This window comes from Novipirellula galeiformis, assembly GCF_007860095.1.
GTDB classification, from domain to species: Bacteria; Planctomycetota; Planctomycetia; order Pirellulales; family Pirellulaceae; genus Novipirellula; species Novipirellula galeiformis.
The window spans coordinates 1-13,631 of the sequence record NZ_SJPT01000019.1 but is presented as its reverse complement, the minus strand read 5'-3'; the positions used below and the strand labels follow the sequence as shown (position 1 = coordinate 13,631).

At 58.3% G+C, this 13,631-nt stretch carries 10 protein-coding genes and 1 tRNA gene; 5 read left to right on the top strand and 6 right to left on the bottom strand.

Annotation, left to right across the window (positions count from 1 at the left end; genetic code table 11):
* The first annotated feature begins 179 nt into the window (after positions 1–179).
* The gene (locus Pla52o_RS25985; protein ID WP_146597561.1) at positions 180–1,109 is read left to right on the top strand and encodes a sugar phosphate isomerase/epimerase family protein; all 930 of its coding nucleotides are present in this window, start codon (positions 180–182) and stop codon (positions 1,107–1,109) included.
* Between the two features lie 113 nt (positions 1,110–1,222).
* Here Pla52o_RS25985 and Pla52o_RS25980 read toward each other — a convergent pair whose 3' ends face one another.
* The 4 genes from Pla52o_RS25980 to Pla52o_RS25965 all read right to left on the bottom strand — a co-directional run bounded on the left by Pla52o_RS25980 (position 1,223) and on the right by Pla52o_RS25965 (position 7,697).
* Positions 1,223–3,229, bottom strand: coding sequence for a PDZ domain-containing protein (locus Pla52o_RS25980; protein ID WP_197169542.1), 2,007 nt, complete (start codon positions 3,227–3,229; stop codon positions 1,223–1,225).
* Between the two features lie 233 nt (positions 3,230–3,462).
* A complete protein-coding gene (locus Pla52o_RS25975) occupies positions 3,463–4,455 on the bottom strand; it encodes a S1C family serine protease (RefSeq protein ID WP_146597559.1) in 993 nt (330 codons plus the stop codon).
* Between the two features lie 20 nt (positions 4,456–4,475).
* A complete protein-coding gene (locus Pla52o_RS25970; protein WP_146597558.1) occupies positions 4,476–6,389 on the bottom strand; it encodes a S1C family serine protease in 1,914 nt (637 codons plus the stop codon).
* Positions 6,390–6,551: 162 nt separating this feature from the next.
* Entirely contained in the window at positions 6,552–7,697 is a 1,146-nt protein-coding gene (locus Pla52o_RS25965; protein WP_146597557.1) for an NPCBM/NEW2 domain-containing protein, read from the bottom strand.
* 352 nt (positions 7,698–8,049) lie between these two features.
* Here Pla52o_RS25965 and Pla52o_RS25960 point away from each other — a divergent pair, with 352 nt between their 5' ends.
* Positions 8,050–9,063, top strand: coding sequence for a 2-dehydropantoate 2-reductase (locus tag Pla52o_RS25960; protein WP_146597556.1), 1,014 nt, complete (start codon positions 8,050–8,052; stop codon positions 9,061–9,063).
* On the opposite strand, the gene Pla52o_RS25955 is transcribed toward Pla52o_RS25960, so the two are convergent.
* On the bottom strand, positions 9,048–9,227 hold the full coding sequence (locus tag Pla52o_RS25955; RefSeq protein ID WP_146597555.1) for a hypothetical protein: 180 nt from the start codon (positions 9,225–9,227) through the stop codon (positions 9,048–9,050). The genes Pla52o_RS25960 and Pla52o_RS25955 overlap by 16 nt on opposite strands.
* A gap of 904 nt (positions 9,228–10,131) precedes the next feature.
* On the opposite strand from Pla52o_RS25955, the gene rpsU reads away from it, so the two are divergent.
* The 3 genes from rpsU to Pla52o_RS25940 all read left to right on the top strand — a co-directional run bounded on the left by rpsU (position 10,132) and on the right by Pla52o_RS25940 (position 11,561).
* Positions 10,132–10,326, top strand: a complete 195-nt coding sequence (gene rpsU, locus Pla52o_RS25950; protein ID WP_081614312.1) for a 30S ribosomal protein S21 — start codon at positions 10,132–10,134, stop codon at positions 10,324–10,326.
* A 52-nt stretch (positions 10,327–10,378) separates the two neighbouring features.
* Positions 10,379–10,452 (top strand) — tRNA-Val (locus Pla52o_RS25945).
* A 596-nt stretch (positions 10,453–11,048) separates the two neighbouring features.
* The gene (locus Pla52o_RS25940; protein ID WP_146597554.1) at positions 11,049–11,561 is read left to right on the top strand and encodes a hypothetical protein; all 513 of its coding nucleotides are present in this window, start codon (positions 11,049–11,051) and stop codon (positions 11,559–11,561) included.
* Between the two features lie 692 nt (positions 11,562–12,253).
* Here the strand turns inward: Pla52o_RS25940 and Pla52o_RS25935 are convergent.
* Positions 12,254–13,408 (bottom strand): hypothetical protein, encoded by a 1,155-nt coding sequence (locus tag Pla52o_RS25935; protein WP_146597553.1) that lies wholly within the window; start codon positions 13,406–13,408, stop codon positions 12,254–12,256.
* Positions 13,409–13,631 lie beyond the last annotated feature (223 nt).

Genomic DNA, 13,631 nt, shown 5'->3' with positions numbered 1-13,631 from the left:
AGCCCGGGCCCAAGTCCCGGCCTAAACCTTGGCCCTGGCACGCGCGTTGCCACCATCCGAACTATAATCGTTGGGTGAGAGACGAAGTGGATGGCGGCAATCAATCACAACCACCTCGCCTGCTTCTCCTTCTAAACCGGCACACTTTTTCAACGCCCCACTGATCCCGAGACGAATCCATGAAGCGACGCCACTTTATTCAAAACGTATTGGCAGCGGGAACCAGCGTTTCGCTCGCCTGCAATTCACTTGCACTCCGCTCGACAGCACGCGAACCGATTGCCCGAACCGGCCCACCGCGATTCCAGCTCGGCTTGGCTGCCTACTCGTTCCGCAGCTACTTTTCGTTCACGAGAAAGGGAGCTCAAACGCCTGCGACCGGCGGAGCGGCAATGGACATGGGGGCGTTCCTCAACTACTGCGCCGTCCATGGATTCGACGCTGCCGAATTGACAAGCTATTTTTTCGAGCCCAACCCTACGGCCGACTACTTTCTCGAACTGAAGCGAAAAGCCTTTGAGCGAGGCGTCGCAATCTCGGGCACCGCGATCGGCAACGACTTTACGGTTGGCAAAGGGCCCAAGCTGGAGCGTCAAATTGAAGACGCGATGACTTGGATCGACAACGCCGCGATTCTCGGCGCGCCCCACATCCGCTTCTTCGCAGGCACTCGGAAACAGATTGATGAGCAACCCGAACGAATGGTCGATGCGATCGAAGCGTTGGAGAAATGTGCCAAACACGCCGCATCGAAAGGCATTTACCTTGGCGTCGAAAATCATGGCCAACTGACCGCCGAGCAGTGTTTGACGATCATGAAAGAAGTCAACAATCCATGGATCGGCATGAATCTTGACACCGGCAACTTCAACTCGGACGATCCCTATGCGGATATCCAGCGGTGCGTGCCTTACGCGGTCAACATTCAAGTCAAAACGATGATGAAGTCGCCCACGGGCAAAAAGAGCCCCGCGGACTTGGAACGGATCGGCAAGATTTTAAGAGACGGCGGTTACCAAGGGTTCGTCGTGCTCGAATACGAAGAGGAAGCCCCGTACGATCACGTTCCTAAAATCGCGGATCAATTGCGTTCCGCGCTGCAGGCATAACGCTGCGGATAGCAGGGCAGTCGTAACGATGCAGTCATCGCACGCATCGCGGTACCATCAGGGGCACGCGCGACGTCCTCGCTCAACGTCCACGCTCGATACCGGGGAGCGAACTACACCGCTTGCAACAAACGCACCCAGCGCAGCAATGTTTCCCGGTCGACGTCGCCTCCTCGAATTACCGGGTAACCCGATTTTTGTAGCGTGGGCGCCCAGGAGGGTAGCTCGACGTCCTTGCCGATCGGCAACATGATCTGCAGCGATGCTTCGGCATCGTTTTCCCGCAATCGAACCGCCGGTGGCCGTGTTTCCGCTGCCACGGCAACCCCATAAAACGTTCGACTCGCCGAGATCGCGACCGCCAGTGCCATCGAGTCGGAGGCCTCCGCTTTTACTCCCGAAATCGCTCCGGGAGCGACCACGGCAACCGCCAATGGCGCGATTGCCGATGACTTTTGGATCGAGGCCACCAAACGGCCAATCACTTCGATTTCCTTCGGCTGCCACCGCTTGTTGTCCTCGGCCGCTACCGCACAGACCACCACTCCGGTCTTCTCGGCAACCTCACTCCATGACTGCAACACTTCCTGCGGAGCGGATTCGCCGGGGTTCATTAACAACACCATCAACCCCATTCGCGTCAACGACTCGTCGGCCTCCGGCGCCAACACGGCGGCCACGTTCGCGGCATCGGGAAGCTTCAGTTCATTGATCGACCACTTGCCGCCCGCATCGCTCCACGCTTTCGGGATGGCCGTCACGATCGCGTTGTCGATCGACTCGGGGGTCAACGAAATCGTTTCACTGGCATCCCCATCCTTGGCACCTGCTCGACGCACCGTCAACTCAATCACCTTGCCCGGCTCAGCCGAAATCATTTGTCGCCGCAGTGACTCGACATCATCAATCTCGAATGCCCCAATCTTTTCGAGCACGTCACCGGCCCGCAGCTTCCCGTCCGCTGGAGTCCCTGCGATGGATTCACTGACGACAACCCGTGTGGTTTGTTTGCCATCCTTGGATTCGGCAGCAGGAGCGTTGTCCGCATTGGCTTTAGGGGCATCGGAGGCCTTAGCAGACTCGGGCGTGGTATCGATCGCGATCACTCCCAACCGCTGCGGCTTGAGCGGTGGAATGGAATCGGCCAAAGTAACGTCAAACGTGATGATCTCGCCTTCTCGATCGACCTCGATCGAGATCGAGTCGCCCGCATCGTACCGGCCCAATAACAAACGCACGTCTTGATACCGCTGGACCTTGCTTCCATTGACCGATCGCACCTTGTCCCCGGCCTTCAATCCCGCAGCCTCGGCGGGCGAACGCAGACGAATGGCGGCAAGTTCGGTCTGGTTTTCGTACGGATCTTTGCTTTTCGAAACGATCCCAATCAAGCCTTTTTTGATATCGTTGCCCGCTCGCATGCGAGCCAGATTCTTTTTGACCCGATCCAAAGGGATAGCAAAAGCGATACCCGAGTCGTACCAATCCGTGTCCGCCTCGGCTCCGCCTTCGGCAACGGCGGGAATCAGAATCCCCAACGGATTGCCATACAGATCGACGAGCACGCCCCCGTAAAACGAAGCCGAGACGCGCGCGTCGGCTTGCAACGCGATGCCATCGAGCCGATCGTTTCCGCTCATCACCCCGCGACTGATCAGCGGCGAGGCATCGATTCCGTAGCGTGCAACGGCAACTGCGGTTTGCCCCGTCCGCACGTTGATTTGATCGGGCAATGCGATCGCATTCAACTTGGTATCCGTCTTGATCCGCAGCAGCACCAAGTCGCGATGCTCGTCCTTGGCAACCGCTTCAGCGGCATGACGCGTGCCATCGGGCAGTACGACCAAGATACTGGCCGAGGCGCGACGCACGACGATGCTCGAAGCGAGAATATAGCCCTCTTCATCCACAATCACGCCACTGGTCGGTGCATCCTGTTGCACCTCACCATTAGCACTGCCGCTGGCACCAATCACTTCGACAACGACCACCGACGGCAGCACGTGATTGGCGGTCGCTCGAACCGCCTCAGCCATCGCCCGACGATACTCCCCATCCTCTGCCAGCGTTTGCCCGGAAACCGTCCCCGCGATCAGGAAAAGCGATGCAACGTGAACCATCGATATTGCGACCCAACGCGATCGAGGCGGCCGCCGACCACTGACAAGCGTCTCCAAGCAACGCGTCGTCTGGCATCGGAGCGCCAAGCAACGCGTCCTCAGACAACGGGCCCCAGCACGCCAAAATGGATTGCTTCGGCAGCCAAACCGGGTTGCCCTGGATCGCTCGTTTAGACTTCGTACGTTCAAGAATTTCGCCATTGAATCCACAGGACGTTAAAAAGGAAAATCAATCACTTAGCGCGAAGCGTGACAGGGATGATTTGCGAACCCCGCTGAATCGTTAGCTCAACGGGGTCGCGGCGATCGATCGAGCGAAGCAGAGTTCGTAGGGATCGTTGGCTTTCCACGCGGCGGCCATTCAACAGGAGAATCAAATCATCCACCCGCACCTCAGCCCGCGAGGCCCAACTTCCGACGACGACATCATCCACAAACGCAGGGGTCAACTCGAGCACATCGGGCACCATCACCAAGCCCAACGTCGCCAACGTATGCGATTGGTCTCGCGGCAACATCGGTTCGCTATCGTCGGCGCGCTGAACCAACCGCCCGGCGATAATGTCACCGATTGTTTTACGAAACGCGGATGCCGGCAACGCATAGTTAAGCCAAACGCCGGTCGAGGCATCACGCAGTTCTTTGCCCAACATGCCCACGAGTGCTCCGTCTACATTGACCAGGGCTCCTCCGGCCGCGCCAGGGTTATTTGCCACCAGGTCCAGAATCAAAACCTTGCCGCGATACGGCGTTTTGAAGGTTCCCCGCCGCGCATCGAGCGTCGTCTCAGCCGCCACGCTGCCTTGCATCACACTGGCCGGTTCTCGGCCCGTGGCAATGCCAAACAAATTGCTGACCGCGATCACCGGGTCGCCCCACTGGGCCACCGAGTCCTGGCCGACTTCGAAATAGGGCAACTCGGACGCATCGATCTTCAACACCGCCAATTCCAATGACGGCTCAAAACCGACGATCTCGGCATCGAAACGACGCCCGTCATCGAGAATCACCGTGGGCGAAACATCCAACACGTAACTCCACGCCGTGGCGATGTGCCCCACCGGAGACACCAGGAAACCACTTTGATACGCCTCTAACCCCGCCAAGCCACCGGCGCCGTAGATCTTCACCACGCGCTTTTGCGCATGGCTAGCCGCTTGGTCCAACGATGGTTCCGCAACCGCCGTCGAGACGAACAACCCAATGAAACATCCGATCGCAAGCATGCGACTTATTCGATTCGTACTCAACCTTGCGTCTCCGATTGATTCTGTTTCGCTGTCGTGTCGTCGCTGGATGCTTTGTCCGCCGCGTCACGTTTTTTGTCGCTTGCATCGCCTGCGTCCTCAGCGGACTTTTGCTCCTCGAGGGCCTCCCATGAATCGACTTTCATTTGAAAGACCGAATCGATCCCGTAGCGAATCTCCAATCCCGCAGGCATGTTAGCGGGATCATCCGAGTCGCGAACGACCCACAACTCAGCGGGATCCTCGTCTCGATCGGCAAACACCTCGACACACTCGATCAATTTGCTGCTGGGGTGCGTCATCCAGCGGATCTCAAACTCGCCGTCGCTGCCCACGACGCAATCGCGCAGCGGCCGCTCGCCTGCGAGTGGCATTGTGCCCCAATAAACCGTTTCGCCAAATTTCTTGGGCCCCTTCGCCAACATCCGTCGCCAGGCATCGAGTGCAGGCAGGGCGCCGGCGAACGACCTCCCTTCGACGCTGTCGTAAAGATCCATCTTCGTCACCGCTTCGATTGGCGTCTCGCCGACCACCATCGACAAACGCTGATCTGAAACATAGATGAAGACTTCTTGGCCATCGGGTGTTTTGCCTTTGATCGACCAAGCGACCGAATCTCCCGCGGCGCCGCGAGGAAACTGAGTCCTTAAGCCACCGATAAAATCGTTCTGTTTCTGCTGATTGGCAAAGTAGTTGGCAAATCCGCGTCGCTCTTCGTAGACCGCCAGTACGGCCGCAGGCACATCGCCCGCGCCACTCTTCGCACCGGGGTGATCGCCTGGCGTCGATTCTCCATCTTCGTCATCGCCGCCTTTCTTAGGCACCTCACGAGGTGGCGGCGGGGGCATCGCGCCGGCCATCTTGGTCAGCAATTCATCTTGCCCGTGGACGCTTCGCAATCGAACCAAGGTGTGGACGGTTTGACCTTCGTTGCGATAGACAATTTTCACGCGCCAACCACTCGGCAACGTCGCGAGCACGTTCTGGACATCGTTTGCCGTGTGTACCACGCGACCATCGATCTCGATGATCTCCGCCGAATAGCGCAACCCACGTCGATAGGCGTCACTGGATTCCAAGATATTCGAAACTCGCACTCCCCCTTCGCTGTCCGTCGCCACGGTCGCACCGAGCGTGGCATGATCCACGATGCGGCCGCTGTGCAAATACCCCAGAAAGTTCATTGCTTGATTGATGCTGATCGCATAACCGACCCCAACGTTCACACGCCCTCGTTTTTCGAACGAAGCGCGACCGACAATGCCAAGCAAGCGTCCATCGGCCGAGTAGAGCGGGCCACCCGAGTTGCCCGGGTTGATCGACGCATCGGTTTGCAAACAATCGGCATACTCCAACAACGTTCCCGAGGGATATTGATATCGGCTGACGCCGCTAAGAATGCCCCACGTGACAGTGGGCTGAAGATTCGAGGCCAACAGAAACGGGTTCCCGATCACCATGCACCAATCGCCAGCCTTGGCTTTACGGCTGTCGGCAATTTCGGCGTAGGGAAAATCATCTCGACCGAGTAAACGAATCAGCGCCAAATCGCCGACCGGGTCGATGCCGATGATCACGGCGTCATAGATATTGCCATCGCTTAACCCGCACCGCATGTAGTTTCCCGCTGGGCTGGAAACGTGAAAGTTCGTCAGCGCGTACCCATCGGGTGAAATCAAAACTCCGCTTCCCCCTCCGCCCCCGCCCGGCACAAACACACACACGGTCGACGGCATGGCCCGCTCGATCCCCTGGATCCGTTGCTCTTCGGCCTCGGCGAGCAGCGGCGATAGCTTCAGCGGGCCCTCAGCAGCCTCCGCCGCGAAAAGCACGCACAGCGAACTGCAGCCCCAAACGAGCAAGCCAAGAAGCAGCTTCGCCGGCCGGTTAGACAGCACGGATTCGGTTCTCATTACAGCATCGCTCACGATCGAATTCCCTAACATGTTCATCTTTTTTCGAGACGTCGCGTTCATCACACGCTTTGCCACTCTTCCCCGCCTCCTCGCCGCGCTCACCGCGATGCGGCGAGACACAAAACTCGCTGCGATTTCCCGCAGTCGGTCGAACTGCGACTATCGCAAGAATCTTGGTCGCACGATCCGAATCGTGCCACCAAGGTCTCCCTGTGAACCGGGATCCACTTCGATCTTTAATCGACTGCCCTCCGCGACCGACAACTCGAGCCCGAGCGGGCGATCGCCTTGGACCGTTTCCTCCCACAGCATTTTGTCGTCGACATAGACACGCACGATCGCATCATTTGCTTTACTGACCGATCCATCGCGACGCACGCCTGCAGCAAACGTTTTAAATCCTTCGTCGATGCGATATTCGATCGTCGAGCGGCCGTACATCAACAAATCTTGTCCCGTTTCCGAATCGGCCTTGGGGTCGAACCACGCTTTCAACATGCCGCGATCGAGCTTCGTCTCAATGAATTCGGTGTGCGAGACGCTTGCGGGCTGGAGCGTTGCCAAGAGCGACAATCCCCCGGTCCAGCGAATCGACTCGACTTGATCCATCGGCAACGTGTGTGCGATCGAGTCGGCCAGCTTCAACTTCAACGGCTCGTCCGCTTCGCTCGGCAGTAACGAGGCGACCGACCAACGGGATCCGTAGGTATCAACGATTTGGATGTCGCCTGGGTTAGTGGCGACCGACGTTCCCCCAAAGATAACGCCTTCGAGCCGGGCAAGCGGTGCCTCGATCTCGTCTCCATCAATCTCGACACGCACCGACTCGGATGAAATTGCGGTCACGACCCCTTCGATAAAGTCAAGCTTGTCGCCTTCGCGCCGGATCGCGAGCGTATCACCGCGTCGATTATCTTCGAGCTTTGCCAACCAAGCGGGGTTCACCGCCGCGGTAGCCGCGCGAAACCGAATCGCCCGCACCTGTTTGATCGGCACCTGTAAGGTTGCTTGCCGCCGAGGCTCGATCGTCAACGTCTCGTCCTCGAGCGACAAATCTTGAGCCGCAATCACGGAGCCTGACGACAACATCACCCGCATCGTCGGTCCGGTCTCTTCGGGAACCTGCTCGGGCATCAGCAGCGACAGACCATCAAACGAAAACGTCTGTGCTTCCCCCGCCACCTGCATTCGCAACTCGCCAGAGCCCATGCCTGCAAAGTCGCCTTTGAACGCATCGCCATCGGACGTCGTAACACGCACCGGAATCACGCTCAGCAAGATTAGCAAAACTGTATTTGTCAGCATCAATGCGACTCGTTATGGGAAGGGAACACGCCTGCGACGCTCCCATTCTAGCGCAAGAGCACCTGATTGTCTGCTACGAACCAGACAACCGGCCACGCGACTGGCCACTCAACCGGTTTGTAAAGTCACCTGCGGGTTCCGTAGCCTTCCATCGGCCCTTTTGCCTCGGCCCTTCTGCATCGGCGACTCGGCGCACAATCCGGGGGGGCAATACAGCCCAATCCATCCGTCGTGCGGCCCAGGCGGCTGGTCGGGCGGGCGACTGGTCGGTAGGAACGCTGATAAGGCGGGCGGCTGGGATCCAACACACCTCAATTGCCAAGCTTGCGATCGTTTCGTTAACCTGCACGTTATGAACAAGCAACGCTACGCAATCATTGGTGCTGGTGCCCTCGGCGGACTCTACGGAGGCATGTTGGCTCGGCAAGGTTTCGAGGTCCACTTCCTTCTGCACAGCGACTTTCAGCATGTCACCGAGCATGGGCTAAAGGTCGAGAGCATTTGGGGGGATTTTCACCTGCGTGATCTTCACGTGCACGCCACTGCGGCGACCATGCCAGCCTGTGACGTCACCCTGGTCGGGCTGAAAACGACTCAAAATCACCTGCTCGCCGAACTGTTGCCGCCCCCGACACGCGACGGCGGAACCGTGCTCGTGCTACAAAACGGGCTGAACGTCGAGCAGGATTCGGCCAAAGTCGTAGGCCCCGAACGGGTTTTCGGAGGCTGCTGCTTTTTATGCAGCAACAAAGTCGGCCCAGGCCACATTCGCCATATCGACCACGGCAAGATCGTATTTGGCAAGTACTTCGCCCAGGCCTCCTCGGCCAACTCACGCCTCGATCATGACGAGAGCGTGGGGCAGGGCGAGACCGCAGGCCAGGGCGAGAGCGTGGGCCAGGACGAGAGCGTGGGTAAAATTGGCCAGCAAATTTGCGACGACCTCAACTCCGCGGGCATCCCCACCGAGTTCTCCGGCGACCTCGCCATGGTCCGCTGGCGAAAACTGCTGTGGAACATTCCTTTCAACAGTCTGTCAGTGATCCTGAACGCGTCGACCAAACAGATCATGGACAATCCGCACGCCAGTGCGATGGCTGAATCGATCGTCAACGAAGTGCACCAGGCTGCCGCAGCCTGTGGGGTCGATATCCCCACAAAGTTCATCGAGACCACCCTCGAGCAAACTCGCAAAATGGCGCCGTACGACAGTAGTATGCGACTGGATTACCTGAACAAACGACCGATGGAAGCCGAAGCGATCCTGGGCAACCCCGTCTTGGCGGCCCAAAAAGCGGGGTACACGATGCAGCGCGTCGAAATGCTTTACCAGCAGCTCAAGTACATCGATTACAGCAATTCTTGATCGATTTCGTCGTCCAGTGTGACGCCCAGCCCGCGCAATACGGCACTCAGTTTTGCATCGAGCGCATCGAGCTCTGCCAACACTTCGTCCTGGCGCCGCTCGAGCTCATTGAGAAGCTGGCCGGGTTCCATTGTATCGACGCTAGAGGTGGGAGTCGGCGACATGGCAAAAGCACACTGGTACGAGGGAGTCGATGCAAGACAGGCGAGAAAGCGAGAGCCACTACCGGAACACTGCAAACGAGAAGCGTTGCGAGTGATTGGGTGACAGTGCGAAGCATCGGCCAAACGCAACCGCATTCACGAACCGCGTGCCGGTTACTCCCGTCGGCAAAGCGAGGCAAACTTTGCCGGATATTCCGGGCGATCGGATCAGGCGATCAGTACCGCCCAAGAGCCAACTACTCAGAGGCCAACTACTCACAGGCCAACTACTCACAGGCCAGCCACTCATAGGCCAACCACTCAGGCAATCGGCTGCGATGATGGAAACGGCGATAACAGAAACGGCGAAGTCGGAGACTGTGATTTCTCTCAAGCCGTCGATTCCCCCAACCTGTCGGGGCAACCCGTAGGGCCAGAGTTCCCCATCGACCAGCCCCCCCTGCGGGCCAGCTCCGCCAAATCGGTAGCGACTCGGGCACCATTTCGCCTCATGCCGCGGAGAATATGCCGCTGAGAATTCAGCGGAGAAAAGTATTGGTAAAACACAATCGCAGCGTGCTTTCCCGCGTCATCGCTCCGTCCTCCGTAACGATTGCCAACAATTTCCGATGAAACGGCCTCTTAGCCAATTCAAAACCGCGTCCATTGCCGATAGATTAGAGTTCACCCGCCGTGGTTGGCGGGGTGTGATCGCGGCAAAATGTCGCCGTTTGGTGAGTTTTCGGTCACTTGGCTGAAAAAGGTTTGCTTTTTCGAGTGATGGGCATTGCCATTTGGGTTACTAGGTGGGTAAACTTCCGCACTTCGCTGGTAACCGCTAGCGAAATCAACACTTACATTTCGTATTTGACATTTCCTCGGCCAGATGGGGAGTTAGAAAGATAGCGATGAAATCGGAGACAAAATGGTAAAGTTAGTGGTTCGTGACCGTGAAACGATTCAGGAGGCAGTACGTCGATTCCGCAAGTTAGTCGAGCGAAGTGGCATCAAGAAAGAGATGCGTCGTCGTGAGTACTACGAAAAGCCTAGCGAAACCAATCGTCGTAACCGCCTGCGAGCCGAGCGTCGTTCTCGCCGAACCCGTTTACTAAGCCGATAGTCTATCTGAGGAGGACGGCCAGCCAATCCGTCCTCTGGCATTGTCAAGATTGGGGCGTTTAGCTCAGTTGGCTAGAGCATCTCGTTTACACCGAGAGGGTCGGGGGTTCGAGTCCCTCAACGCCCATTCTTCTTCCCTACGGGGGGAACGCACGAGCCGCTTAACGCGGCTTTTTTCGTGCGCCAACTTCCCCCTGATTCTCTTCGTGGGCCATCGCCCCCCTTGGATTGATTCAAGAACGCTTGGCGGCAGCACCGCATCTCGAAGGGCACCGCCCCTCGCCTCAGGAAAAACGCTGGCGACCGCAAAGCTTCGATTCATCAGCACTTGCCATAATCGGCTGCAGTCCTTGCGATCACCTGGCCGCGTCGTTTAATTCCCTCGATCCATGATCGCTGGCCAGCGGGCGAGTGCTGCCGCAGGGACGCAGGTGGATGCAACGACTAAGGATCCAGCCCCCAAGAAACGCTCATCACTTTGGACTAGAAAGCTTCCGTAACGCCCTTGGCGCAAATGCCCTGGGTACAAACGCAATGCTTTTCTCCGGGGGGGGCGAGACGCCCCGTCGCGCCCACGGCGACGTCCGTTTTTTCCGGTTTTGTGGATTAATTGGCGGCACCGTGGCGGACTCGGGCGGCAGGTGCTCATTCACACTGGCAGGCGCGCAATCCAAGGACTGTCCTCCTCGCGTCTCTACCTTTTCTCCCCATGGAAAACACTTGATGTTTTTGAACCCTCGTTCGCCTCGATTCCTGACTCGCTCTCTCGCGATGGCATTCGCCGTCGCATGCGGAGTATCCCTGTCATCCGTTGCCCAGGCACAAATGGCCACAGGAAGCGGCTGCACCAATTGCGGTGGAGCCAGCTCCCCGGTGGTGACCTACAGCTCGGCCGCACCGGCCCAATACAGCCAGTCGATGACGCAGCAGAGCTATCCGGCCAGCACCACGGTCGTGCGTTCCTATCCGAGCAGCTCGCACTGGAGCTGTGCCAGCACGCAGCGACGGTGCTCGTCCTCTCGCCGATCGGCCGTGCACTATCGCCAACCAAGCAGCTCGTGCGGAACCACCTATTCTAACGCAGCTGTCTATTCCAGCGGCAGCTGCGGCTCCGGCTGCGGCTCCTCTACCACGGTCAACCGCTACCCAACGAGCGGCGTGAGCAACAACGCGATCCAAGTTTCCGCGCCCGTGATGCAAACCGGTGCTGGCTGCGCAAGCGGTAATTGCCGATAAAAAAATGGCCGCATAGACGTCGGGCGTTGCCCCGATTCTCAGCGACACAGTTAATCGATTGGGGCAGTCGGCATGCCGACTGCCCCAATTTCACTTTCGGATTGGTGCCACCCACCACCTTCCGATTGGTGCCACCCACCAAATTTTTTACCCCAACGATCGCTTTGCTAGCTTGACTTGCTCGCGCTAGCAAGATTTTTGTGGGTGGCGTCAACTCCGCGACACTTGGGATCACCCCACGAGCTCGAACCCGCTGGGGCGTGCTGGGGAACGAAAGCTTGAAATGCAGAGCAGCGAAGGACGCGGAGTCAACGACCGACACTTGTTCTCCGCGTTTTATCCGACCGCGCGACGACAGGAAGATTTCCAGGACCGTGCCTTTCTTCCTCCGCGCACCTCGCTGACGCTTGCGGCTAGTGTGCCATTCGTGCTGCCATTCGTGCCATTCGTGCCATTCGTGCCATCCACCAAATGCCATTCGTGCCACCCACCAAATAAGAACGCGCACTGGGCGCTCCATCCCCTATTGCTTGCAATAATTCACAGCGACTCTACATACCAGGAGCTCGCGTTGGGTGATAAAAACAGCCGCCGGGCCGCTTGCACTGAAGGGACATGTCGCCGAAACGCCGACACCGTCCTACGAATGCACCGGAGCAGTGACGTCCGTGGCTGCCACAACACGCGACCGATCAAACGAAACAAGTCGATGCACTCGCTTGGCCACGATGCCATTGGTGCTTCGTTCGCGCCGCATCGGCTCGCATCGACTCAGGCCGCCCCACACAGGACGATCTACCGAAGTACTGCTTCCAGCGCCAAACCAAGTCACGCCACATCGACGCATCAATGCCTAGCGCGGTCAGCGTTCGCGCCAGCCCCGCTGGGACTTTCTTCCCGCCGACGCCCTGGCGGGCGGTCCAGCGCAACAGACGCAAGTAGTCCCCAATAGACAGACTCAGAAAACCGCGATCGCTGCTGCGAAACCCTGCAGTGTGTGTCTGTGGATCGGTTGAAAGCGTGCTCGGCTGGAGCGTCAAAGGAGCAAGCCACGCGTCGCGAAGCATATTGCGTCCAGTAGGACTACGACGTTTGGCTCGTCGCTGCTGACGCCGTTCGTCAAGCGGTGTTTCCCTGAGCTGCTTCGCTGCCTCCGCTGTGGGAATTGGTTGCAAATCAAAGGCCGCCGATTCGATTCTCTTGCCCTTTCCCGCTTCGATGCGGTCGAATGCGGAGGTGTGGGGTGAATGGTCGGGGGAATCGGCCATCGCAGCTCTAACCGGGTTCAGGTCGACGTACATACTACAGGCCAACAGTCCGGCCTCGTCGACGATCCGTTGAGCTTTAAAACGTCCCTCCCAAAAATGACCAGTGCACTCGTCAACCTTGTTGGCCCTGCGGGCAATCGGCTCAGAGAGCGCTCGCATGAACCATGAGATGTCCGACAGACGTCGCCGGATGGTGGCCAACCGATCCTTGTCGCGGCAGAGCGTCTGGACGTCATTTTCGGTTGGCTCGGCCAGATGTTCTTCGAGTCGACGGCCTGGAAAGACTTTGAGCCAGCGGAGGGCGACTTCGCTGTCGGTCCAATCGGCCACGACATCGGGCCGGTTGCGGATGATCAGGTGCAGATGGCTACTCATCACGGCGTAGCTAAGCACGTCGATGGCGAGGACCGAGGCCAATGCTTCCATTCGCCTGCGAATCCACTCGCGGCGACAGGAATAATCTTTCCCGGTGGCCGCGTCGACACCCGCTAGGTAGGCGCGTCGAACACAACGCTGTACAGCATGGACGACACACACTTCATCGGGCGTGAATTGTTCGGCACGAGGCGGTCGCGTCATCGGACACCTCCGAGACTTCGAGGGACGAATCGACTACTGCCATTAGACCCGGCGAACGCGTCACCTGTCAAATTTTGGTGGGTGGCACCAAAAGCGGTTACAGCGATGCACGGCATCGGCTCAGCTTGAAGGCAGCTCATTGGTTCCAAGAGCGTGTCGCGTCGTCGATCGTTAACTCGACGGCGCCGACATGGGGTGACCGGCGTGTGTTCTTGATCGATGG